This is a genomic window from Photobacterium sp., from assembly GCF_057456235.1.
Window position 1 is genome coordinate 138,398 of the sequence record NZ_JBVCPH010000007.1, and the last position, 24,894, is coordinate 163,291.

The following is a 24,894-nucleotide window of genomic DNA, read 5'->3' on the forward strand; positions in this document are numbered from 1 at the left end:
AACAGCAATGAGCGGAAAGTTATTAGAGACCATCACCCTGACCGAGCTGTCCGGGGTTGGCGCTAAAATGGCAGAAAAATTAGAAAAAGTGGGCCTGGTTACGGTTCAGGATCTGCTTTTCCATCTGCCGCTCCGCTATGAAGATCGTACCCGCATCTGGCCTATCGCCAGCGTCATGCCGGGTCAGCACCTTGCCGTTCAGGGCACCGTGGTCAATAACAGTATTACCTTGGGTAAACGTCGCATGCTGATGGTCAAAATTGCTGATGACACCGGCTCAGCGACCTTGCGTTTTTTCAATTTCAATGCGGCAATGAAAAACAGTTTATCGGAAGGTAAACAAGTCAAAGCCTATGGTGAGATAAAACGCGGTAAATACGGGTTGGAAATCATCCATCCTGACTACTCAGTTTTTTCTGAGCCGACCAAGCTGACCGTGGAAGAAACGCTGACCCCGGTTTACCCTACCACGGAAGGATTACGCCAGCTGACCTTGCGTAATCTGACCGATCAAGCGCTGAATTTACTTGATAAGGCCGCCGTCACGGAACTGTTGCCGGATGGTTTGTACGATCGCCAGATGACCATGGCACAAGCGCTTCATGTGATGCACCGGCCAACACCGGATGTCTCGCTGGATCAGCTGGAAGAAGGCAAGCACCCCGCCCAGCACCGGCTGATTTTAGAAGAGCTGCTGGCTCAGAACCTGTCGATGCTGGCACTGCGCTCGAAAAGCCAGCAACATAATGCTTGGCCGCTCGCCCCAAGCGACAACCTAAAAAGCCGGCTCCTTGCCAGCCTGCCATTCAGCCCGACCGGCGCCCAGCAGCGCGTTGTCGCCGACATCGAAACCGATCTGGGACAGGCCAAACCGATGATGCGCCTAGTGCAGGGGGACGTGGGGTCAGGGAAAACCCTGGTCGCTGCACTGGCCGCCCTACGGGCAATCGAACACGGCTTTCAGGTTGCCTTAATGGCACCGACAGAACTCCTGGCCGAGCAACATGCGCAAAACTTTGCCCAGTGGCTGAATCCGATGGATATTCAGGTTGGCTGGTTAGCCGGTAAACTCAAGGGCAAAGCCCGCGAAGCAGAACTGGCGCGGATTGAAAACGGCGAAGCCAAAATGGTGGTCGGTACCCATGCCCTGTTCCAGGAACAGGTGGTGTTTAATAACCTGGCCCTGGTGATTATCGATGAGCAACACCGTTTTGGTGTCCACCAGCGATTAGAGCTACGGGAAAAAGGCGCGAATGAAGGACGTTATCCTCACCAGCTGATCATGACTGCAACCCCAATCCCCCGGACGCTTGCCATGACCGCTTATGCCGATCTTGAAACCTCAGTAATAGACGAATTACCACCGGGCCGAACACCGATCCAGACCGTGGCCCTGCCGGATTCTCGTCGCGCTGAAATCGTTGAGCGAATTCGCTCCGCTTGCCTTAACGAAGGCCGCCAGGCGTATTGGGTCTGTACCCTTATCGACGAGTCAGAAGTGCTAGAAGCGCAAGCCGCTTCCGATACCGCTGATGAGCTCACGGCATTACTGCCAGAGCTAACCGTGGGTTTAGTCCATGGCCGCATGAAGGCGACAGAAAAACAGGCCGTGATGCAGCGCTTCAAAGCCGGTGAACTGCATTTACTCGTCGCCACCACCGTCATTGAAGTTGGTGTGGATGTGCCCAATGCCAGCCTGATGGTTATTGAAAACCCCGAGCGTTTAGGCCTGGCCCAGCTCCACCAGCTCCGCGGCCGTGTCGGTCGGGGAAAAGTAGCCAGCCACTGCGTATTGCTCTATCACGCCCCGCTATCGAAGACAGCCCAAAAGCGCCTTGGTGTGTTGCGCGAGAGCAGCGATGGATTTGTTATCGCCCAGCGTGACTTAGAAATCCGTGGCCCGGGGGAACTGTTAGGGACAAAGCAGACGGGTATCGCCAATTTTAAGATCGCCGATCTGGTTCGTGACCAGCACCTCATTCCGCAAGTACAGAAAATGGCTCGCTATCTTCACGATCAATACCCGAGCAATGCCAAAGCCATTGTTCAGCGCTGGCTGGGACAGCGGGAAAACTATTCGAATGCTTAACGAAGGCCGGCGACCTCATATTAAGCCGGCTTGATTTGAAAACCTGCTTGAAAACAGGAAAACATCTTGTTTCTGGCCAGTATTCAGTCCCAAATAAGCAACATTAATCCTCAGTGTGATCTGCATTGCCCAGTAATCATAAGTACTCCGGCACATCTGTGCCCCTTTCCTCCGCTCTGCCCTAATCGTCCATCAAGTGAAATTTTATCGCCACAAAACAACCGCAATCGTTTGCTATTTACGGAAAGATAATTAAAATAGCGCACAAATTTCACCCACATTCGCTTCTCCTTGTGTTGGCCTGGATCTGAGTAACAGCAATCACAGAACTATCCGGCTTTCACGTATTGATGCCCATTCAGCGCATCCGATCGGGATACAGAAGTAAACTTAGGATTAACACGGCCATGACCCGCCAGCATAGCAACATTGAAACACCACACCATTCTGATCTGATCTACCGCTTAGAAGACCGGCCGCCACTGCCGGAAACACTCTTTGCTGCCACCCAGCACCTGTTGGCGATGTTTGTGGCGGTGATCACTCCGTCGCTGATCATTTGCCAGGCACTCGGCTTACCCGCCAGTGACACCAACACCATTGTCAGTATGTCCCTGTTCGCCTCCGGGATTGCCTCGTTTATCCAAATCCGCACCTTTGGTCCGGTGGGCTCTGGCTTGCTGTCGATTCAAGGCACCAGTTTCAACTTTCTCGGCCCGATCATTGGCGCCGGCTTGGCACTAAAAGCAGGCGGTGCCGATATTCCAACCATGATGGCGGCTATCTTCGGCACAATTCTGGTCGCCTCACTCACTGAAGTATTCATTTCACGCGTATTGCAACACGCCCAGCGTATTATCACTCCGCTAGTTTCAGGCATTGTGGTTACCCTGATCGGTCTCACTCTGATCCAGATTGGCTTAACGTCTATGGGTGGCGGTTATGCTGCGATTGAAAACGGCAGCTTTGGCAGCCTGGATAACCTCATGCTTGCGGGTACCGTCTTGGGCTTCATCGTCTTGTTGAACCGAGTAAAGAATCCCTACCTGCGCGTATCATCAATCGTGATTGCGATGGCTGCGGGTACATTGCTGGCATGGTTTACCGGTATGCTGGACACTTCCCGCGCCACAGAAAGTGCTCTGATTGCGATTCCGATGCCGATGCAATACGGCTTAGGGTTTGACTGGGGGCTGCTGATCCCGCTGGTTATTGTTTTCGCCATCACCTCGCTGGAAGCCATCGGCGATATCACGGCAACATCAGAAACCTCAGAGCAACCGGTGGCAGGCCCTGTCTACCTCAAGCGCATCAAGGGCGGTGTACTGGCCGACGGTATTAACTCGGCGCTGGCATCGGTACTGAACAGCTTCCCTAATTCAACCTTCAGCCAGAACAACGGTATTATCCAGCTGACGGGCGTGGCCAGCCGCTATATCGGTTACTTCGTGGCAGGTATGCTGGTACTTCTCGGCCTGTTTCCGGGTGTTGCGAACTTAGTGCAGCTGATCCCTGAGCCGGTATTGGGCGGTGCTACCATTGTGATGTTCGGTACTATTGCCGCTTCCGGGGTCCGTATTATCTCGCGCTGTGAACTCGACCGCCGCGCCATTCTGATCATGGCGCTGTCATTTTCGATGGGGCTGGGTATTGCTCAGAAGCCTGAAATTCTGCAGTTCATGCCCGACTGGGTGAAAGGCATTTTATCTTCCGGCATGGCTGCCGGCGGGATCACGGCGATTATCCTGAATCTGGTGTTACCAGAAGATAAAAAATAACGTGAGTAACGTAACTGACGGCAATAACAAAAAGTAAGAACGAAAAAGCGAGAGCCAAGGCTCTCGCTTTTTGTCTTCTGGTTCCGGCAAGCCTAAAAGATGAATCAAGCTATTGCTCTTCCTCTAGACACTAGGTTCTAGAAACTCGCACCTTCAACTCACTACTTCTTTGCTATCAGCGGCAGGCTGATTTGCACTTTCAGCCCCCCTTCACTGCGATTACTCACCACAATGCTACCGTCATGCTGATCAACAATGCGCTGCACAATGGCTAAGCCCAGTCCGGTTCCTTCCGCCTCACTGCCGCGGGCAGAATCGCCGCGGGTCAGCGGCTGGAACATCCGTGAAACCTGATCCGGTTCAATCCCCGGGCCATCATCTTCAACACTGTACCAGACTGATTTACGATCAGCAGAAGTACCGCTGGTGATCTTAGCCCAGCCATTACCATAACGGAGCGCGTTGACCACCAGGTTAGCGGCCAATCGCTTCATCGCAACACTATTGGCTTCAACGATGCCGGGAATATCGCCCAGTTCAAGCTCAATTTCGCACTCGTAGCCGCCTTCGCTTTCCGCCACTTCCTGCAGCAAGTGATTTAAGTCAATCACTTCAACTGCCTGCTTTTTAGTGGATTTCAGATACTCCATAAACTGACTGATGATTTCATTACACTCTTCGGTGTCTTTGATCATGCTGTCGGCAAGATAGCTATCTTCGGTCGACATCATTTCCGTGGCCAGACGAATACGGGTCAACGGCGTACGTAAATCATGGCTGACCCCGGCCAGTAGCAAGGCGCGATCATCTTCCAGCTGTTTAATCCCTTCCGCCATCCGGTTAAAGGCCTTGGTCACGGCACGGATCTCCGACGCGCCTTTCACCGGCAAATGTGGCGGGCTCTCCCCTCGCGCGACTTGCAACGCCGCATTTTCCAGCGCCACCAGCGGTCGGTTCTGCATCCGAATAAACAGCCAGCCACCGGCAATCACCATAAAGGCAATCATCAGGCTGTAACGAAACAGTGGCGAGAAATCCTCTTCCTGCAATTCCGAGAGCGGGATCCGCATCAGAAAGCCCGGCATCGCATCACACTTCATCCACAGCACATAACTGTCAGCACCCAGCACTAAGCGTACTTCGGTCGGCGAATTCAGTTCGCGGCTCATCTCTTCACTCAGGTATTCCACTTCGGTCGCCTGATGGTACTCAGCATTATCTGGTCCATCGACAGGATGCAGGGTTACCCCGAGCTGCTCCAGCAACTGCCGCCGCACCGGCGTATCAAGGTGGAAGGTATGACCGTCGGCCAAATCCAGATCTTCTTTAAGCATCAGTCGCACTTCATAGGCCAGAATGCGATTGAACTGCTGCAGACTGGGCAGCAACGCGTAGTTTACTACCGCAAGGTAAGAGAAAATCTGGCTTGCGATAAGCAAGCCGGTAAGCAAAATAATGGTACGGGCCAAGGTACTGCGGGGAGACATCCGCATCAATTACGCCTCGTCACCATCAGGAACGAAAACATAGCCTAGGCCCCATACGGTCTGAATATAACGCGGACGACTCGGGTCTTCTTCAACCATTCGCCGCAGGCGTGAAATCTGGACGTCAATCGAGCGCTCCATAGCTGAGTATTCACGACCACGCGCCATGTTCATCAGCTTATCACGCGACATCGGCTCACGCGCATTGGTGACCAGTGCCTTCAGTACCGCGAATTCGCCCGAGGTGAGAGGCATGGATTCGTCGCCACGGAACATTTCACGCGTGCCAAGATTCAACCGGAAGTCGCCAAATTCAATGACTTTACTGTCAACACTTGGCGCACCCGGCGCTTCAATCGTCTGACGGCGCAGTACCGCACGAATACGCGCCAGCAGTTCACGCGGGTTAAACGGTTTCGGCAGGTAATCATCCGCCCCGACTTCAAGCCCGACAATACGGTCAACCTCGTCACCTTTCGCGGTTAACATCAGGATAGGCAACGTATTATTAGCATTACGCAGACGGCGACAAATCGACAGGCCATCTTCACCCGGCAACATTAAGTCAAGCACCATCAAGTGGAAGGTTTCACGGGATAACAAACGATCCATTTGTTCACTGTTCGCTACGCTGCGCACCTGGAACCCCTGTTCCGACAAGTAACGCTCCAGCAATGCCCGTAAACGCATGTCATCATCAACAACCAGAATCTTATAATTTTCCTGCATATTTCACCTTACCTGCATCGATCTTGTTATCGAGCTCAGCGACTATTTTACTCAACTCCCGCGCCTTGGTGCTGAATAGGTCACCAAATCACGGTCAAAAATTGTTACGGGTTATGTCGAATGCTTACCAATCAAGCTTTAACACCGATATTGGTTCTTATTTCAGTCAATATGAATAGCATTCCTCCCACAAAACGAGTCAAATTCAACTCATTAAAACCAAACACGAATCATTATTCACTGATAGATTTAATAACAAATATTCTTGCCATATAATCCCTACTACTCAATTGATTGCATTGAAATATACTGCTCAGGCCATGTCAGCAGTACAACTATTTTGCCATCACTTCGAGCGACAAAACGATTCACACCTAACATCGTGCGAATAATTCTTCTTTAATTACATTAATCAATAAGTAAAACATGAATAAATTCACATTAGCGACTCTTCTTACTCTTGTATCTCTTGGCACTCACGCCGCAGACTTCAATACCATTTCAAACTTCGGTGACAGTTTGTCCGATATCGGCAACAAACACCTGATCACCATTGATATGAATGATAAAACTTCAGGAAAAATTGGCGTTCGCGCATCAGAACCTAATTTCAACGGCCACTTCAGCAATGGTCCGGTCTGGACCGAATATCTGGCCGGATTTCTTGCAATGCCAGCGCCAACCCGTGCCCATGGCAAAATCGAGAGCAAGCTAATTCTTCAAAACCAAGACGGAAAACGTGTCACCTATCACTATAACGATAAGCCCCTGTTAGGCACCAACTGGGCGGTTGGCGGTGCGATGTCTGGTCTGGGTCATTTCATCGATATTGATGCCTCCAATGGTTTTAGCGCCGAATCTGGCCTTGATGTACTGGCAAACAGCGGTCAGCAAATTAAACAACGTATTGCCAACAAAGGCCAGTTCAATGGCAGCGAGCTGGTTAGCTACATGAGTGGCACTAACAATCTGTGGTTCACCCTATTCGGCGATCTCAACCAATCCGGTGACAAAGCGGCCTTCTATGCCCTTGCGGATGTGAAAGCCTTAATTGATGCTGGCGCAAAACAGATCTTAGCCGCAAATATTCCAAATTTTGTTGACGCACCATGGTTTGCAGGCCAGCAAGACAAAACGATCCAGTTTATCCAGTCACACAACCTGGCCTTAAAAACAGGGTTAGAAAGCCTGGCAGCAACCCATCCCGATATCGAAATCTTCTACTTTGATACTTTCGCCGTGTTTAATAAAGTTATTGATGATGTGAAAAATAAGGGCCAGTACCGAGATGCCGATCTGGCTGTCACCATCACTGATGTGACAAGTGAGGCATATAGTTATGCTACTGGAGAAGTTATCGCCCAGCCAAACCATAACCTGTTTTGGGATGGTCTTCACCCGACAACTGCAATGCACAAAATTATCGCTAAAGATGCTGCAGATCTCATCAAAGCCGGACGGGCATTATGATTTCACTCAAATCCATACGCCATCAAATCATCATCGGTGCAGCAAGCTGCCTCTTAATTTCGCTCATCGCGGTGCTGCTTGTCGGCCTGAAATACTCTAATCAGCTTGAAGAGATGGTCTACAACAAAACGCATACCTTTGCCAATCAAGAACAGACCCAGCGGCTGGAAGATACCAGCAAATACCGGTCAGAGCAGATCCAAAACCAGCTGTCTGTTGCGATGAACTCCGTTGAGGCTCTGGGCAGTGTCTTATCTGGAATGGCGAGCAGCGATGACGGCCAAACCAAGCTCAGCCGTGAAGATCTTTCACTGGTAGTACGCGATCTGCTGGCAGGCAACAAGAAGTTTCTCGGGGCCTATATCGCTTTCGAACCCAATGCCTGGGATGGAAAAGATGCGCTTTACGAAGCTATCGACGGTAAAGGCCAGTTCAACGTGTACTGGACCCGTGGTAGCGACAACCAACTGAAGCCCTCATCGGTAGATTCCGATCGATTTTATCTCCAAGATAAGACCAAAATAGGTACCCGTGTCAGTGAATGGTACCTCTGTCCGCTTGAGACCGGCCGCAGCTGCCTGATCGACCCCTGGGCATACAATGTTCAGGGCAAACAGGTGTTAATGGCTAATCTTGTCACCCCGATCAAAGCCAATGGCCGCACCATCGGCATGATAGGTATCGATTTGTCGGTAAACTTTATCAATGAGTTGGCACTCAGTCTCAAACAGAACCAGTTTGGTCAAAACTCCCATGTCAGCATTATCACCTACAACGGTGTGGTTGCGGGTGATACCGATCCGGTCTCTCCGCTCGGTGAAGTACTGTCAGACTGGAACCAGCGCAAATCCCAGTTTCAAGCCGGCAAACAGTTATGGAACTCTACTGATGAATTCTCCAGCCTGGTAACCCCTATTAAGGTGGGAAACACCAACACCCCATGGATGTTATGGATTGCTATTCCTAAGGCCGATCTGTTAGAAGACATCAATGCGTTACAAGGTGAGTTAAAAACATCGTTCAGTGATTTTCTCAACGCCCAATTAATAGCAGGTCTGTTGATTTCTGTCTTAGCACTCGCCGTGCTCTATATCCTGGCTAAACGTATTTCCACCCCGATCCAGCAAGTGGTGAACATTGTTCAACAGCTCGGCCGAGCTGGTGGTGATCTGACCAGCCGGCTAGATGTAACGAGAAAAGATGAAACCGGCGCTCTGATGAACGGCCTTAATATTCTGATGGCCTCGTTGCAGAGTATGATCCGCGATATCGCTAGTTCAGTCGATCATTTAAAACTATCGGCAAATCGATCTGCCGGTATTGCTGAAGCATCGCATCAAGATGTACAACAGCAACGTCAGGAACTGGAACAAGTTGCTACCGCCATTAATGAAATGGCCTCTGCAGCAAGCGAAGTGGCCAGCAATGTAGCTAACACAGCCAGCTCGGTAGAAGAGGTAAATCAGGCCATTACGCGTTGCGGTGACGTGGTCAATGACAGCGCCAGCAGCATCAACCAGTTAGGTCTGGAAATGGAACGTTCCTCAACGACGATTATTGAACTAGAAACTCAGAGCCACCAGATCAGCAGCATTCTAGAAGTAATTCGGAGTATTTCAGATCAAACCAACTTACTGGCCTTAAATGCTGCGATTGAAGCGGCGCGGGCGGGGGAACATGGTCGTGGATTTGCAGTTGTTGCCGACGAAGTGCGTCAGTTGGCATCCAAAACCCAAAACTCCACTGAAGAGATTCAGCAGATGATCAACCAGTTCCAAAATCAAATTAAGCTGACAGTAGAGACGATTTCAACTGGCAGAACCTTTACCCATAACAGTATCGAAAGCAGTAAAACGGCAGTCTTGGAGTTAGAGTCGATAGTCGCTGCCACAGCAACCATTCAAGAAATGATGTGCCAGATAGCAACAGCTTCAGAAGAACAACATCAGGTGACTGAAGATATTAATCGCAATATCAATGCGATTACCGACATCACCATCAAAGCCGCTCAAGGGGCTGAAACATCAAACCACGAAGCACAAGGGATGTTGACGCAAACCAGTGAGGTTGAAAATAAGCTGAATAAATTCAAATATTAAAATTAATTCAGTCTGTTTCATCGGCGACTCTGTCGCCGATTTTTTCAGTCGCAATGATTGACGCCTTCTGCAATCCGTTACACTATCTATTCAGGAAAAACAGCGACTCAGGATCAGACAATGAAAACCAACCTAATCACCCGCGAAGGGTACGACAAGCTGAGACAAGAGCTGGACTACCTGTGGCAGGAAAAACGTCCTGAGATCACCAAAAAAGTTACTTGGGCAGCCAGCCTGGGTGACCGTAGTGAAAACGCAGATTACAAATATAACAAGCAGTTATTACGAGAAATAGACCGCCGCGTACGTTACCTGCGCAAGCGCCTCGATATCGTCAAAGTGGTTGATTACTCCCCCCAGCAAGACGGCAAAGTGTTCTTTGGCGCCTGGGTTGAAATTGAAAATGAAGACGGCGACAGCAAAGCATTCCGGATCGTCGGCCCCGATGAAATCTATGGCCGAAATGACTATATCTCGATCGACTCGCCGATGGCTCGCGCGTTGTTAAAAAAAGAAGTCGATGAAGAGGCCGAAGTGATGACCCCGCAAGGGAAAAAGCAGTGGTTCGTCAACCGTATTACATATCGCTAAGCTGTTCCTTGGCTCAGGCGGCGTTTCGCTACTCGCCTTCCATTGTCATCATAATCAGCCGCCACCGACACACTCTTAACACACCGCATCTTGTCACCACCAGAATCCTCCGTAGAATGGAACGGTTAACGACAACCAAGAGATACCAACGGATGAGCAACTCTATCAATCAGATAATTGCCAGCGAACTGAATGTTCGTCATGAGCAAGTTACCGCGGCAGTGACTCTGTTGGATGACGGTAATACCGTTCCTTTCATTGCCCGTTACCGTAAGGAAGTCACCAACGGGCTGGATGATACCCAGTTACGTAATCTGGAATCCCGTCTGGGCTACCTGCGTGAGATGGATGACCGCCGTAAGGTCATCCTGAAATCCATTACCGAGCAAGGGAAGCTGACCCCGCAGCTAGAAGCGGACATTTATTCTGCCGACAGCAAAACCCGGCTGGAAGATCTGTACCTGCCTTACAAACAAAAGCGTCGCACTAAGGGACAGATAGCCATTGAGGCGGGACTGGAGCCGCTGGCAGAGACCTTATGGCAACAACCAGAAAAGGACCCGGCAACAACCGCCGAGCAATATATCAGTGCCGACAAGGGCATTAGCGACACCAAAGCCGCCCTGGATGGCGCCCGTGCCATCCTGATGGAGCGCTTTGCTGAAGATGCCGGCCTGCTGGACAAGATCCGTCGCCACCTGCTGGCCAATGCCGAACTCACTTCACGCATGGTCGATGGCAAAGAGCAGGAAGGTGCGAAGTTTAAAGACTACTTCGAACATAACGAACGACTGACCAACGTCCCGTCGCACCGCGCACTGGCGATGTTCCGCGGCCGTAATGAAGGCTTCCTGCAGTTATCACTCAACGCCGATCCCAATCAGGACGAAGGCGTACGGAGCTCATACTGCGAAGTGATTATTGCCGATCACTACGGTGTGAATCTGGGCAACCAGCCGGCTGATGTCTGGCGCAAGCAGGTGATCAGCTGGGCATGGCGCATTAAAATCTTAATGCACATGGAGACCGAGCTGATGAGCGCGCTGCGCGAGAAAGCCGAAGAGGGCGCCATGCAGGTCTTTGCCGACAACCTCAAAGATCTGCTGATGTCGGCACCGGCCGGCCCCCGTACCACACTGGCACTCGATCCGGGCCTGCGTACCGGCTGTAAAATTGCAGTGATCGATACCACCGGCAAGCTGGTTGATACCGCGACCATTTATCCGCATCAGCCTCAGCGCCAGGTCGCGCAGTCAGAAGCGACGATACTGGCACTGCTTAACAAGCATCAGGTCAATCTGATTGCCATCGGTAACGGGACGGCTTCACGTGAGTCCGACAGCTTTATCGCCAAACTGCTAAAAGATAACGATCTGAAAATTCAGAGCGTGATGGTGAGCGAAGCCGGGGCATCGGTCTATTCCGCCTCCGAGCTGGCGGCAAACGAGTTCCCGAACCTCGATGTATCAATACGGGGGGCGGTCTCTATCGGCCGCCGCCTGCAAGACCCACTGGCTGAGCTGGTGAAAATCGATCCGAAATCGATCGGTGTCGGCCAATACCAGCACGACGTCAGCCAGAGCATGCTGGCAAAACGCCTTGATGCGGTGGTGGAAGACTGTGTCAACGCCGTCGGTGTAGATGTCAATACCGCCTCTGCGGCGCTGCTGACCCGGGTTGCAGGTTTAAGCAAAACCATGGCTCAGAACGTGGTCGATTATCGCGACGAACACGGCCGCTTTGAAGCCCGGACCACGCTGAAGAAAGTGGCTCGTTTAGGCCCTAAGGCCTTTGAACAGTGCGCAGGTTTCTTGCGTATCATGAACGGCAAGAACCCCCTCGACGGCTCTGCAGTACACCCGGAATCCTATGCGGTAGTCAAAACGATTGCAGCCAACAACAGCAAGCCGATAGAGGCCATTATCGGTAATACCGAGTTCCTGCGCAGCCTGAAAGCCGCTGATTACACCGATGATAAATTTGGTCTGCCGACCGTCACCGATATTATCAGCGAGCTGGATAAACCCGGCCGCGATCCACGTCCTGAGTTCAAAACCGCTACGTTTGCCGAGGGCGTCAATGAAGTGAAAGATCTGATCCCGGGAATGGTTCTGGAAGGGGTGATCACCAATGTCACCAACTTCGGTGCCTTTGTGGATGTCGGCGTCCATCAGGATGGTCTGGTCCATATTTCTGCACTATCAGACAAGTTCGTCTCTGATCCCCGCGAAGTGGTCAAAGCCGGTGACATCGTTAAAGTCAAAGTGATGGAAGTGGACTTGGCGCGTAAGCGCATTGCCATGTCGATGCGGATGAGCGATGAACCGGGACAAGAAAAACCGGCTCATAAACCGCAAGCTCAGCGTCAGGAGAACAATCGCTCGAAGCCAAACAATGGCAACCACAGCGGTAATAACAGTAACCGCAGTAATAACGCGAACAACGCCTCCGGCAATGCCATGGGCGGTGCCTTTGCGGCTGCATTTGCCAAAGCGAAGAAATAGTTCACAGTAACGAGGAGCTAGAGGCGAGGATTCTCGTCTCTAGATCTTTCTAGGCTCAGGTTTTAAATCTAGAAACTAGAATCTCGAACCTAAAAACTCGCCTCTTTAACCTAGATACTCGAATCTAAAAAAACTCGTCTCTATAACCTCTTTACAGCACCACTAGATAATCGGTCGGCGGGTTGGGCACCGTCGCCTGGGCATAACGATGGGCAATCACCCCGCGGGTACGTTCAGTCTGGTTAATTTTCTCTAGCTGTTCAAGCAATTCACGCGGTAATTTAATGTGCATCGAATAGCCGAGATCCGTGACTTCGGCCAGGTAGCTATCAGCCGATAATGCTTTTACCAGCAGCTCAAATTCAGCCTGATAGCCATACTGTTTTTCTGCTGTCGGTGGCAACTCGCTGTAATCAGGGTGCTCACTCGGATCCCAGGAGGGCTTCTTTAGCTGCTTTTCTTCGCTGCTTAAGGGTTTTTCCCGGGGAGATTCGGGGCTTTGGCTCGGCGGGACAATTTTTTCACGCACGCGATTATCCCGAGCGGTCTGCTCGGTTGGTGGGTTAACAGAGGGAGCAATGATCGGTGCTCCCGCATTCACAGGTGAAAAAATCATGCTGATGTGGCTCTCCAAACATCAGCTAATGGTTTACACGATAGCGAGCAGCACAGCGCCAACCGTTCCTATCGCAGACAAAACTTGCCCTGCCGTATAGAAATCATCGGTATTGCTTTTCACTTCGTCGGGATGATCCATCCCCAATGCCCCATAGGTAAAAGACTCGGCCATACCAGCCGCTTCAGCCTTAGTGGTTCCATCAGCTTTTGTTGCCTGTGCACCTGCTTCAGCCGCTTGTTGACGTTTCGCTTGCTCTGAAATAGAGACCGTCGTTTGGGCTGCTTTACCGGTACTGTTTTTATCCGCCGCTTGATTCCCTTCTTCAGTTTTCACTGAGACCGCAGCCGACCCGTGTAATGATGCTGGCGAATAAGTTGAATTATTGCCAACGCTTCCTATTGTCATTATGGCCTCTCTAGTCGAATAAACCGAGCAACTCCATGTTTTTATTATCGGCAACCGCTGTAGAAAGTTTAAACAATAATTGCCGATACCCTACACACATGACAAAAATCAGGCCTAGTCGATGAATTTACGCAACGCTTGCACAAACTCCTCAGGATGAGAAATAAACGGTGCATGCGATGCCGAGGCAAAGACTTGCCGCTCTGACCGCGGTGCCAGTCGATCTAATTCCGTCGCAATTTTGACCGGCACCAAGCTGTCTAACCGCCCGTACAGCCGTAGCCAGGGCTGGGAGATCTGCTCGACCTGTTCCCGTAAATCGACTTCAGCCAGCAGCCGAAGACCAACCGATAAGGCTTCCGGATTCGGCTGCGGACGTGACAGCACCGCTTGTTTAAGCAGCTTAATATCCTGCCTGGCCGTTGGACTCCCCATGGCCTGCAGCGCCATGAAACGCTCTACCGTTAACCGAAAGTCTTTTCCTAACTGCTGCCGAAAATCATCCAATACCTGAGGCTTGATCCCTCGCCATCTGTTCTCTGCCGCAAACCTCGGGGAACTCGCGACCGTAATTAAACGCGAGACCCGCTCCGGGGCTAACAAGGCGGCCTGAGTTGCTACCAAACCGCCCAGTGACCACCCCAACCAGGTTGCCGACACTGGTGATTTATTAAGCAATAGGTGTGCCATTTCTTCAATACTATCGACCTGCATCTCATGGCTGTGGCCATAGCCCGGTAAATCAAGCCAGTGCACCCGAAAATGCGGCGTCAGCAGCGGCAGAACCTGTTGCCAGACGGCACCGTTCATTCCCCAGCCATGAATGAGAACCAGATCCGAACCTTGCCCTTCCGTTTGCCAATGTAGCGTAGTTGTCATTTACACTTCCTTTCTTCGACTGTAATGACACATAGGATGGCAAGGATGTTATCCCCTTCATCGCTAAGATCAATCTTTCAATGGATCAATCAGCAATGTCAGCTGTGCCACCTGCCATTATCATCCGGTGAACGGGTATGGTGCCATCATTGCCTGGCCAGTTTCCCCCAGCCGCCTTATTGCTCGCATTGCGGTGCCACGACCCTTGCTCCCGCTAACCATTGCGGCCAGTGCCTCGCATCGCCGCCTCCATGGCAGCGCTTATACCGACTGGGCGAATATGGTTTTCCGTTGAGCCAGCTGATCCACCAGCTGAAGTTCGGCAAAAAATTCTGGCTGGCACAACCTTTAGGCCAGCTGCTAGCACAGCAAATCGATCAGCCGGCACCGCTTCTCTTGCCGGTACCGCTGCACCCTTTGCGCCGCTTTTCCCGAGGTTTCAACCAGAGCAGTGATTTAGCCCGGGCTATTGCCGACAATACCCATAGCCGATGTCTGCCCGATGGCTTTTGCCGCATACGCCACACTAAAGTTCAGAAACAGCTGACGAAAAAGGAGCGCGAGAAAAACCTGCACCAAGCCTTTATACTTAATGCAAAGCCGTTGCCTGATCATATCGCCATTGTCGATGATGTGGTGACCACCGGCAGCACGGTCACAGAGCTCACCCACCTGCTGCAAAACGAGGGGGTTAAGCGGGTTGATATCTACTGTATCTGCTACACGCCAACGATGAAATGATCACAAAAATCGTCCAAACCGGCGGTGAAATCATTGTTGCAAAGAATAAGGGGGTGATAGAAACTGCGTCTAAGAGTAGAATAGGTTAAATCTTACTAAATAAGTCAGGTATTACGTTGTGTCTATGATCACTATTTCTGAAAGCGCTCAGCAGCACTTCGGCAAGCTTCTTGCCCAGCAGCCTGAGGGTACCAATATCCGAGTTTTCGTGGTTAACCCCGGAACTCAAAATGCAGAGTGCGGTGTCTCTTATTGCCCGCCAGAAGCAATTGAAGCGAGCGATACTGAAATTAAGCTCGAACTGTTCTCAGCTTATATTGATGAGCTAAGTCTGCCTTTCCTGGATGATGCTGAAATTGATTTTGTTACTGACAAAATGGGTTCACAGCTGACGTTGAAAGCACCTAACGCCAAAGTACGTAAAGTGTCTGACGATGCCACCCTGATGGAACGTGTTGACTATGCTATCCAGACTCAGGTTAACCCGCAGCTAGCCGGCCACGGCGGTAACGTCTCCTTGGCAGAAATCACCGAAGACGGGGTAGCCATCCTGCAGTTCGGCGGTGGTTGTAATGGCTGCTCAATGGTTGATGTCACCCTCAAAGAAGGGATTGAGAAAGAACTGCTGGCTCAGTTTGACGGTGAGCTTACCGGTGTTCGTGATATTACCGAACACGCCCGTGGTGAGCATTCGTATTATTAAGTGCTTAGAAGCAGAAGCTAAAAGGTCTTCGACGTTTATATCTCTGTTTTTACCCACAAAAAAGCCGCATCATGCGGCTTTTTTATCATTCGATTTTATCTGCACTAGTCAATTAGGGTAATCGTCACTGAACGGCGTCCCCAGTTTCTGGCCGCCTGAATATCTTTGCCCATGTAGATATCAATCTTGCGTGACCAGCGCTTGTGCATTTTATCCAACACCACGTATTCCCCGGCCAGCCCTGAAATTTTCACTTTCGCGCCTCGGGTCAGTCCCATTGCCAGCAAATCGCGGGAGACGGCGATCGCTTTCATTCCGGGCTTTAACGTGTCACCCCAGGCCGCTCGGGTGGGGTTGGTATTCGTTTGGGCTCGTACCGAATTGTACGCTGTCGCAGTCACTTTAAGATTTTTTACTTGCCCGTGAGCCACTGCATTGGCCCCCCAGCCAAGTGCCATCACGGTCAGTAAAAAAACACATATCGTTCGTTTCATCTCAATTACCCACTCCACCATTGTGCGCATTTTAAACAGTTCGATAAGCGGATGGATAGCGCTTTTTGTCGTAGAAAGAATCAATAGCTGTTGAATCCTTCTAACTAATTGTTTGCACTGGCGGGCTCCAGGAAAATATTATTTTGCCATTGGTAAGCAAATATGACCGCCAGGCCAATTCCGCGCATCGCCATGAAACCGAGCATCGCCGCCCACAGGGCGTGGTTGCCAAAATCGCTCAACCCCCACCAGATAGCAAAGAAACAACATACCGCAACAAACATGCTATTGCGCATTTCTTTGCCCCGGGTGGCCCCGATGAAAATACCGTCCAGCAAGAAACACCACATCGACACTAACGGCACGGCCGCCAGCCACGGTAAATACTCCATCGCCTCTTGCTGTACCGCAGGAAGATCTGAAATTACCCCGATAATTTCACGGCCAAACACCGTGAAAGCCAGCGTCAGAAGAAGAGAGATGATCAGGCTCCAGAACGTGGTACCAATCAGGAATCGTCCCAGAGCGTTGCGGTCTTTCGCCCCGATCGCTTTGCCCACCAAGGCTTCCATGGCGTAAGCAAAACCGTCCATCGCATACGACACCAGCATCAGAAAGCTCATCAGTACCGCATTGGCCGCCACCACATTGTCACCCAGCGTGGCTCCCTGAAACGTCATAAAGACAAATGTCAGCTGCAAACACAAACTGCGCAGAAAAATATCCCGATTCAGTTTCATCAGCCGTCCCATACCATGGCGCACACTGCTGATTTTATCTCTGAGCGAGGGCAACATCTGCGCCAGCCAATGCCGGGAGACAAACCACAGCCCGAGCAACAACCCGCTATAGTCAGCCATAACCGAAGCCGCCGCAGCGCCTTGCACCTTCCAGCCAAATCCGAGTACAAACAAGACATCGAGGACAATATTCACCAGGTTGGTGGCGATCAGCAGCCACATCGGGGAGCGGGCATTCTGCGTTCCCAGCAGCCAGCCCATGATGACAAAGTTAGCGAGTGCGGCCGGCGCGCCCCAGATACGAATAGAGAAGTACTGCTCAGCGTAAAACTTCACCTCTTCACTGGCACTGCTGAGGTGAAACACCAGCGAGGCAACCGGCTGATGGAACACAATCAGCACCAATGCCAGCAACCAGGCCATAGCAATGCCCTGAACGAACACCCCGGCTTGCGCATCCTTATCACTGGCGCCATAGGCCTGAGCACATAATCCGGTCGTGGCCATCCGTAAAAAACCGAGCAGCCAGAAGGTCATGTTAATCATCGTGCCCCCCACGGCCACCCCGCCCAGATACCAGGACTGATCCAGGTGGCCGATCACCGACGCATCAACCAGCCCCAGAAGCGGCACGGTAATATTGGATAACACCATAGGGATCGCCAGCGCAAAAACCTGACGATGTAATGAGACATTCTTTAACGCTGCTAGCACTGCAAACCCCAGCCTGATGACGACCGATTTCAACCGAGATCAGAAAATTAATATGACACCACAGTGTAGCGACTTGCTGCCGGTGACAAAAGCCACCGGCAGTGATTAGAGGAATAAATCTAATGCCATTACAGCAATGCCGTTAGCCAGTGATCCGCCAGCAGCACCACAAACAGCGCTAAGAGATGCCAGATTGAATACTTGAAGGTGGCCCAGGCGTGACCGACCGTATCGGCAAATTTCAGCTTCACCGCATAACCAATAAAACCGGCATTCAACAGGCTGCTGCCAATCAGATATAAGCCTCCGCTCATGCCTGTCAGCCAGGGCAGCAAGCCAACCACAAACAGGATCACGGTATAGAGCAGCACCATCGTTTTGGTAAATTCAATGCCGTGCGTCACCGGCAGCATCGGAATACCTGCTTTGGCGTAATCCTCTTTGCGATGGATAGCCAGCGCCCAGAAATGCGGCGGGGTCCAGGTAAAGACCAGCATCACCAGTAACAGGGCGTGCGGATCAAGCTGCCCGGTCACCGCCGTCCAGCCCAGCAACGGTGGCGCTGCCCCTGCCAAGCCGCCAATCACGATATTCTGCGGCGTGGCATGTTTTAGCCACACGGTATAAACCAGCGCATACCCCACCAGACTGGCCATGGTGAGCCAGGCCGTCAGAGCGTTTAGTGCCAGCAGCAGAGCAAACCCCAGCACCATTAAGCCGGAAGCAAATAACACCGCTTTATACGTCGCTACCCGGCCTTTGGCCAACGGGCGGTGATAAGTCCGCGCCATCTGAGCATCTAAACGGCGATCCAGTACATGGTTAAACACCGCCGCCGCCGCTGACTGAAAACCGATCCCCATCAGCCCGAGCACAACGACTTTGGCGGGAGGGATCCCCGGCACCGCCAGGCACATGCCGACCAGGGCAGTAAGCAGTAGCATTGCCACCACTTTCGGTTTGGTCATGGTGAGATAGTCACGCCATAACGCCGGTTTCCCCCTTTGCAGGGGGGCCGTGCTGGATTGAACGGTGGTTTTGCTGGCAGCAGTACTCGCGCCACTTCCTAACAGCTGAGATTTAGCCATGACTTCTGCCCTCCGGTGCCAATTTGTCGGTGTACCGCTGAACATCGCGCCAGCAGTAAAGATAATAATTAGTCGCGACCAGGATCTGTAACAGGATCACCCCGACCAGATTATGTCCGACGGCAACCAGCAGCGGCAGGCTCGCCACCACATTGGTGATCCCCAGACAAAGCTGCAGGGCAAGAACAGCGCCGATCCCCAAACTGTACCGACGCGGTACTGATTGCCGCCATAAACGCCACATCAACAGCACCAGAACGATGGTCGTCACCATCGCACCGATCCGGTGAGCGACATGGATCGAGACGCGCTGGTGGTAATGCAGAATCCCATATTGATAACTGTCATGCTCAGGCTGGATCAGATCAAAGGCGCTCAGATCAAAGTGCCGCTGCCAGTCCACCTCACAAATCGGCAATTGGGTACAGGCGACGGCGGCATAGTTTGCCGCTGTCCAGCCGCCCAGGGCGATCTGCCCTGCGACCACCAGCAACGCCGCCAGCGCCATAACTTGTAACGATGATAACGACTGTGGTGGCGAAAATGAGTGGCCTGATGAAGACGCTGTCGGTAAAGAGGGCTGGATCTCACGCTGACGGATTCTTAACGCCAGTAGCAGCAGTAAAGACGCGGTGGTAAAGCCGCCAAGCAGGTGTCCCATCACCACGACTGGCATCAGTACCAGAGTGACCGTCCACATTCCGAGCAAAGCCTGAAAAATGACGGTAACCAGCAGCAAGGCAGGCAACCGTTTTGGCGTCTCGGGACGTCGCCAGGCGATGATATTGATCACCAGGATCAGCAGGCCTAAACTGCCGGCAAAATAGCGATGAACCATTTCATTCCAGGCCTTGCTCACCTCAACGGGCGCATCAGGAAAGGCCTGCTGAGCCAGCAGTTGCTGCTCGCTGCCTTGCGGTACCGAAAGAAAACCATAACAGCCGGGCCAGTCAGGACAACCCAGCCCGGCTTCCGTTAAGCGGGTATACGCGCCCAAGGCGATAACGCACAAAGACAAGACAAAGGTCAGGTAGATAAGATGCTTGAAGCTGAATAATGGCATGGGCTTAACCTATCCTTGAGACTTTCAGCAGCCGTTTCAAATCGCGCAGCAGATCTTTTCCCTGCGCCAGAATAGCCGTTTTGCCTTGCGCTAACGGGTAGGCCATCATCACGTTCCCGAGGGGATCGGCAAGGTAAATCGCTGCAGTGCCATATTTCAGCGTCTCGATCTGAGCCACCACATGATCAGGTACCCGCATCAGCTGCAACCCCGCGGTGAGCGTCTGCATGTCTGTTGGACTGGGTATAATAACCGCCGGCTTTTGGAACGCAGCCTGAGATTGAACCGCGTTATCCGAGGCGAATGAGGCTGGCAGATCAACCACCAGTACTACACTGCTGACGCGCTGCTGATCCGCACCGATGGCCTGCGGCACCTGGCGCAAATTAAACAGTGCCCCCTGACATGGCTCATCACACGATGGTGGCAACAAATAGACCAGCTGCCATTTACCGGGTTCCGTCAGCCAGTCTGATGCCAGCGGGAAAGCCAGCAGCTGACCGCGATTGGTCACGCCCCCTTGGTACCAGTTAAGATCCAGGACTATTTTGGCCAGTAGCAAGGGCAGCAGGAAGACCCCGAGTAGCAGCAATAACATTCCATGTTTCTTCATACACGGCTCCTTTTTAGCCACCAGAACGCCAGCCCGGAGACCGCAACGGCCAGCAGAAACCACTGCAGAGCATAGGCATAGTGCTTTTGCGGTCCCATCACGACCGGTATCCAGGTTTGTTGTAATGCCACCGCATGGTCGGGATCGATCTGCAATATCCACGGTTGCAACGGCAGCTCCATCTGCTGTGAGAGTTGATCAAGATGAATATTCTGTACCCGCAGCGGCCAGCTTTCCCCTAACGGCTCTGCCGCCAGTTCAATGAGCTGTGAAGGCGGAGCAATGACACCGGAAATCTGTAACTCACCGTGATGCTCAGGCAAGACAGGCACTTGTTCACGGTAAACGGGTGCCGCAATCCAGCCCAGATTCACCAGCAGCCAGCCATCATCAACGGCAAATGGATACAGCAGGTGGTAACCGGGCTGACCGCGGTATAACTGATTATCAAGCAGGACGGCTTTGCTGTGATCGAACCGGCCAGGGAGGGTTAAGCCATACCACAGCGGATCATCCGGCAAGCTGGCCAAACTGTAATAAACCTGTTCGCTGCGACGCTCCAGCACGGTATTTAGCGCTTCTTTTTCCTCGCCGCGAGACATTTGCCACAGGCCTAACTTGACCAATACCAGCATTACCGCCACAGTAAAAAGTATGAATCCGATCCTTCGCATACTTATCCTTATGTTCCGGAGACGCCATGCTCATCAAAGCCATCATCGTCTGCCTGCTGATCTTCATTGTGCTTAATCTGTTCCGGGCCTTGTCTTTGATGCTCAAAAGCAACCCGGCTGAAAAACCTGCCTCGCATTACCTAGGCCGCCGAATCGTGTTCTCCGTGATCGTATTTGCCATTCTGCTGGTTGCAGTGGCCACCGGCGCTATCGAGCCAAACCCCAGGCCATATTGAGTTCAGCGTCGAGAAGCTAGTACCTAAAACCTAGAATCTCGCCGCCTCGCCCCTAAAGAATGTAAACAAACACAAACAGGCACAGCCACACCACGTCGACAAAGTGCCAGTACCAGGCACCGGCCTGAAAAGCAAAATGCTGCTGTGCTGAAAAATGGCCTTTCACTATCCGGCACCAGACAATGAATAAAATAATGGTGCCCAAAGTCACGTGCATGCCGTGGAAACCAGTCAGCAGAAAGAAAGTATTGCCGTAGATCCCGGCATCGAGGGTCAGCCCCATTTCATGGTAGGCATGGACATACTCGACCCCCTGCAGGTAAACAAATAAGCCGCCTAACAAGACCGTTAGCAATAAGAACAAGGTGACGCGGGGGCGTTTATCTTGCTCCAGGGCAGTATGCGCGATGTGGACGGTGACAGAGGAAGTAAGCAGGATCAGGGTATTGTACAACGGCAGCCCGAATGGCCCCATAGCCTGGGTTTGTGTGCCGCCCGGGGTGGTCAGCAACGGCCACTGAGCGATAAACTCCGGCCACAATACCGCGTTGGTCATCGCATTATTACCGGCCCCGCCAAGCCAGGGAACGGCAATCATCCGGGCATAGAACAACGCACCAAAAAAAGCGGCAAAGAACATCACTTCCGAAAAAATAAACCAGCTCATGCCCTGGCGAAACGAGCGATCCATCTGGGCACTGTACAGCCCGCCCATCGACTCCCGGATCACATCACGGAACCAGCCCGTTAGCATAAACAACAGTACACCCACCCCGGCCAGCAGGATCCATGGCCCCTGGCCACCAAACAGACCTCCAACCGTTGCCCCCGCGCCAAGGGCGATAAGAAACAGCGCCACCGCCCCGATGATTGGCCAGATACTCGCTGCCGGCACATAATATTGCTCATGGGGCTGATGGATGGATGGATCGTGCTCTGTGTATGGATTCGACATCTTCAACCTCATTGCGTTGGTGCCGTGCTCGCCGGCTGGGCGTTATACAGCGTGTAAGCCAGGGTCAGGGTATTTATCTCTTCCGGCAGTTCCGGGTCGATAAAAAAAACCAAGGGCAGCTCAGCCGATCCCCCCGCCGCCAGTGGCTGGTGATTAAAGCAAAAACACTCAATCTTATTGAAATAGCGGGCTGCCGGTCCGGGCGAGACCGAGGGGACGGCCTGACCGACGGAAGGGCTTGCCGTCAGATTACGGGCCGCATACTTAATCGTCTGAACCTGACCCGGGTTCACCACCACCCGGGTAACTTGCGGCTCGAATATCCAATCCATCCCCGGATTGATATAAGCGACAAATTCCACCGTGACTTCCCGCCCGCGATCAACTTCCCGGCTTTGGCTTGTTGGCGTATTTGCCGTTTTGCCGTTGATCCCGGTAATTTCGCAAAACACGTCATACAGCGGCACCAGGGCAAAGGCAAAACCAAACATCGCCACCGCCATTAGCACCAGAGACCACAGCGAGCGCTGTTTTGCGCGATGGCCTGATGGCCTGTCATGGCCCGGAGGGGTCTTCTGCTCTCGGTGCTGGCTCATCTCACGTTCCTTCACTTAATCGATTTTGGGCGGGGTCGAAAAAGTATGGTGCGGCGCAGGGGAATCCACCGTCCACTCGAGTCCTTCGGCGCCTTCCCAAGGCTTGGCTGCGGCGGGCTCTCCGCCCCTGACGCATTTGATCACCACCCATAAAAAGATCAGCTGCGACAAGCCAAACATAAAGCCGCCGATACTGACCACCGCATTCACATCGGCAAACTGCAATGCGTAATCAGGAATACGGCGCGGCATCCCCGCCAGCCCGAGGAAGTGCATCGGAAAGAACAGAATATTGACCGACACCACCGAGCACCAGAAATGCCACTTCGCCAGCCGTTCATCGAACATATGGCCGGTCCACTTCGGCAACCAGTAATAGGCCGCCGCCATGATCGAGAAGATGGCGCCCGATACCAGCACATAGTGGAAGTGGGCCACCACAAAATACGTATCGTGGTACTGGAAATCGACCGGTGTAATGGCCAGCATCAGGCCGGAAAAGCCCCCGATGGTAAACAGCACGATAAAAGCAATGGCAAACATCATCGGGATTTCAAAGGTCAGCGAGCCGCGCCACATCGTGGCGACCCAGTTGAAGACCTTGACCCCGGTCGGTACCGAGATCAGCATGGTGCAGTACATAAAGAACAACTCGGCAGCGACGGGCATACCGGTGGTAAACATATGGTGCGCCCAGACCAGGAAGCTCAGCCCGGCAATCGAGGCAGTGGCATACACCATCGAACTGTAACCAAAGAGTTTCTTACGGGAAAAGGCCGGTACAATCGCCGAAATGATGCCGAAGCTCGGTAAAATCATGATGTAGACTTCCGGGTGACCGAAAAACCAGAAGATATGCTGGAACATTACCGGATCGCCCCCGCCCGCAGCATCAAAAAAACTGGTTCCGAAGAACTTATCGGTCAGTACCATGGTCACCGCACCGGCCAGTACCGGCATCACCGCAATCAGCAGAAACGCGGTGATCAGCCAGGTCCAGACAAACAGCGGCATTTTCATGTAGGTCATGCCCGGTGCCCGCAAATTGATAATAGTGACAATCACATTGATTGCCCCCATGATCGAGCTGATCCCCATAATATGGATAGAGAACACAAACAGCCCGGTACTTTGCGGACTGAATGTCGTCGACAGCGGGGCATAGAAGGTCCAGCCGAAGTTGGGCCCGCCCCCTTCAAGAAACAGCGACGACAGTAACATCGCAAAGGCAAAGGGCAGGATCCAGAAGCTCCAGTTATTCATCCGTGGCAGGGCCATATCCGGCGCGCCAATCATCAGCGGGATCATCCAGTTTGCCAGCCCGGTAAAAGCCGGCATTACCGCCCCGAATACCATGATCAGGCCATGCATAGTGGTCATCTGGTTAAAGAAGTTAGGCTCAATCAGCTGCAGGCCCGGCTGGAATAACTCGGCCCTTATCACCATCGCCATCACCCCGCCAGTCAGGAACATGGCAAAGCTGAACATCAGGTAAAGTGAACCAATATCTTTGTGGTTGGTGGTAAACAGCCAGCGCTTAAGACCGGTCTGGTGAGGGGCGTGGGTGTGATCCGTTTCCGTCTCTTCACCTTCCGTCTGCTCGCGTAACATATCCGTCATCGATCAT

23 protein-coding genes are annotated in these 24,894 nt (G+C 52.3%); 9 read left to right on the top strand and 14 right to left on the bottom strand.

The genetic code is table 11. The features are described 5' to 3' along the window. Positions 1-7: 7 nt before the first annotated feature. Together recG and AC2204_RS10155 are read left to right on the top strand one after the other, a co-directional pair. Complete coding sequence (recG, locus tag AC2204_RS10150) at positions 8-2,089, top strand: ATP-dependent DNA helicase RecG (RefSeq protein WP_318925381.1); 2,082 nt, start codon at positions 8-10, stop codon at positions 2,087-2,089. Positions 2,090-2,496: 407 nt separating this feature from the next. Further along, positions 2,497-3,867 carry a uracil-xanthine permease family protein gene (locus tag AC2204_RS10155; protein ID WP_318925382.1) on the top strand — a complete coding sequence of 457 codons (1,371 nt, stop codon included), beginning with the start codon at positions 2,497-2,499 and terminating at the stop codon, positions 3,865-3,867. Between the two features lie 161 nt (positions 3,868-4,028). On the opposite strand, the gene envZ is transcribed toward AC2204_RS10155, so the two are convergent. Next, entirely contained in the window at positions 4,029-5,360 is a 1,332-nt protein-coding gene (gene envZ / locus AC2204_RS10160; protein WP_318925383.1) for a two-component system sensor histidine kinase EnvZ, read from the bottom strand. 3 nt (positions 5,361-5,363) lie between these two features. Next, entirely contained in the window at positions 5,364-6,083 is a 720-nt protein-coding gene (gene ompR / locus AC2204_RS10165) for an osmolarity response regulator transcription factor OmpR (RefSeq protein WP_318925384.1), read from the bottom strand. 426 nt (positions 6,084-6,509) lie between these two features. On the opposite strand from ompR, the gene AC2204_RS10170 reads away from it, so the two are divergent. The 4 genes from AC2204_RS10170 (at position 6,510) to AC2204_RS10185 (ending at position 12,747) form a co-directional block, all read left to right on the top strand. Continuing rightward, on the top strand, positions 6,510-7,553 hold the full coding sequence (locus AC2204_RS10170; protein WP_318925385.1) for an SGNH/GDSL hydrolase family protein: 1,044 nt from the start codon (positions 6,510-6,512) through the stop codon (positions 7,551-7,553). Beyond that, entirely contained in the window at positions 7,550-9,652 is a 2,103-nt protein-coding gene (locus tag AC2204_RS10175) for a methyl-accepting chemotaxis protein (protein WP_318925386.1), read from the top strand. The genes AC2204_RS10170 and AC2204_RS10175 overlap by 4 nt, the downstream gene beginning before the upstream one ends. A gap of 120 nt (positions 9,653-9,772) precedes the next feature. Next, the gene (greB, locus tag AC2204_RS10180) at positions 9,773-10,243 is read left to right on the top strand and encodes a transcription elongation factor GreB (RefSeq protein ID WP_318925387.1); all 471 of its coding nucleotides are present in this window, start codon (positions 9,773-9,775) and stop codon (positions 10,241-10,243) included. A 152-nt stretch (positions 10,244-10,395) separates the two neighbouring features. Continuing rightward, a complete protein-coding gene (locus AC2204_RS10185) occupies positions 10,396-12,747 on the top strand; it encodes a Tex family protein (RefSeq protein ID WP_318925388.1) in 2,352 nt (783 codons plus the stop codon). Positions 12,748-12,898: 151 nt separating this feature from the next. Here AC2204_RS10185 and AC2204_RS10190 read toward each other — a convergent pair whose 3' ends face one another. The 3 genes from AC2204_RS10190 to bioH all read right to left on the bottom strand — a co-directional run bounded on the left by AC2204_RS10190 (position 12,899) and on the right by bioH (position 14,650). Then, complete coding sequence (locus AC2204_RS10190) at positions 12,899-13,363, bottom strand: ATP-dependent Lon protease (protein WP_318925389.1); 465 nt, start codon at positions 13,361-13,363, stop codon at positions 12,899-12,901. Positions 13,364-13,396: 33 nt separating this feature from the next. Continuing rightward, complete coding sequence (locus AC2204_RS10195; RefSeq protein WP_318925390.1) at positions 13,397-13,771, bottom strand: hypothetical protein; 375 nt, start codon at positions 13,769-13,771, stop codon at positions 13,397-13,399. 114 nt (positions 13,772-13,885) lie between these two features. Continuing rightward, positions 13,886-14,650, bottom strand: coding sequence for a pimeloyl-ACP methyl ester esterase BioH (gene bioH, locus AC2204_RS10200; RefSeq protein WP_318925391.1), 765 nt, complete (start codon positions 14,648-14,650; stop codon positions 13,886-13,888). A 36-nt stretch (positions 14,651-14,686) separates the two neighbouring features. Between bioH and AC2204_RS10205 the strand changes: the two genes are divergently transcribed. Both AC2204_RS10205 and nfuA read left to right on the top strand, forming a co-directional pair. Then, complete coding sequence (locus AC2204_RS10205) at positions 14,687-15,391, top strand: ComF family protein (RefSeq protein ID WP_318925392.1); 705 nt, start codon at positions 14,687-14,689, stop codon at positions 15,389-15,391. A 124-nt stretch (positions 15,392-15,515) separates the two neighbouring features. After that, positions 15,516-16,094 (top strand): Fe-S biogenesis protein NfuA, encoded by a 579-nt coding sequence (nfuA, locus tag AC2204_RS10210; RefSeq protein ID WP_318925474.1) that lies wholly within the window; start codon positions 15,516-15,518, stop codon positions 16,092-16,094. A 104-nt stretch (positions 16,095-16,198) separates the two neighbouring features. Here the strand turns inward: nfuA and AC2204_RS10215 are convergent, their stop codons facing one another. The 6 genes from AC2204_RS10215 to AC2204_RS10240 form a co-directional block, all read right to left on the bottom strand. Then, on the bottom strand, positions 16,199-16,588 hold the full coding sequence (locus AC2204_RS10215; RefSeq protein WP_318925393.1) for a 3D domain-containing protein: 390 nt from the start codon (positions 16,586-16,588) through the stop codon (positions 16,199-16,201). Positions 16,589-16,692: 104 nt separating this feature from the next. Then, positions 16,693-18,042 carry an MATE family efflux transporter DinF gene (gene dinF, locus AC2204_RS10220; RefSeq protein WP_318925394.1) on the bottom strand — a complete coding sequence of 450 codons (1,350 nt, stop codon included), beginning with the start codon at positions 18,040-18,042 and terminating at the stop codon, positions 16,693-16,695. Between the two features lie 128 nt (positions 18,043-18,170). Next, positions 18,171-19,130 carry a heme o synthase gene (gene cyoE, locus AC2204_RS10225; protein WP_318925395.1) on the bottom strand — a complete coding sequence of 320 codons (960 nt, stop codon included), beginning with the start codon at positions 19,128-19,130 and terminating at the stop codon, positions 18,171-18,173. Continuing rightward, positions 19,123-20,193, bottom strand: a complete 1,071-nt coding sequence (locus AC2204_RS10230; protein ID WP_318925396.1) for a COX15/CtaA family protein — start codon at positions 20,191-20,193, stop codon at positions 19,123-19,125. The genes cyoE and AC2204_RS10230 overlap by 8 nt, the downstream gene beginning before the upstream one ends. A 4-nt stretch (positions 20,194-20,197) precedes the next feature. Beyond that, positions 20,198-20,806, bottom strand: a complete 609-nt coding sequence (locus AC2204_RS10235) for a cytochrome oxidase (RefSeq protein WP_318925397.1) — start codon at positions 20,804-20,806, stop codon at positions 20,198-20,200. Continuing rightward, positions 20,803-21,480, bottom strand: coding sequence for an SURF1 family protein (locus AC2204_RS10240; RefSeq protein ID WP_318925398.1), 678 nt, complete (start codon positions 21,478-21,480; stop codon positions 20,803-20,805). The genes AC2204_RS10235 and AC2204_RS10240 overlap by 4 nt, the downstream gene beginning before the upstream one ends. Positions 21,481-21,506: 26 nt before the next feature. Between AC2204_RS10240 and AC2204_RS10245 the strand changes: the two genes are divergently transcribed. Further along, positions 21,507-21,716, top strand: coding sequence for a DUF2909 domain-containing protein (locus tag AC2204_RS10245; protein WP_318925399.1), 210 nt, complete (start codon positions 21,507-21,509; stop codon positions 21,714-21,716). 52 nt (positions 21,717-21,768) lie between these two features. Here the strand turns inward: AC2204_RS10245 and AC2204_RS10250 are convergent, their stop codons facing one another. The 3 genes from AC2204_RS10250 to ctaD all read right to left on the bottom strand — a co-directional run bounded on the left by AC2204_RS10250 (position 21,769) and on the right by ctaD (position 24,887). Further along, a complete protein-coding gene (locus tag AC2204_RS10250; RefSeq protein ID WP_318925400.1) occupies positions 21,769-22,671 on the bottom strand; it encodes a cytochrome c oxidase subunit 3 in 903 nt (300 codons plus the stop codon). Positions 22,672-22,679: 8 nt separating this feature from the next. Further along, positions 22,680-23,174 (bottom strand): cytochrome c oxidase assembly protein, encoded by a 495-nt coding sequence (locus AC2204_RS10255; protein WP_318925475.1) that lies wholly within the window; start codon positions 23,172-23,174, stop codon positions 22,680-22,682. A 108-nt stretch (positions 23,175-23,282) separates the two neighbouring features. Then, positions 23,283-24,887 (bottom strand): cytochrome c oxidase subunit I, encoded by a 1,605-nt coding sequence (gene ctaD, locus AC2204_RS10260; RefSeq protein ID WP_318925401.1) that lies wholly within the window; start codon positions 24,885-24,887, stop codon positions 23,283-23,285. Between the last annotated feature and the right edge of the window lie 7 nt (positions 24,888-24,894).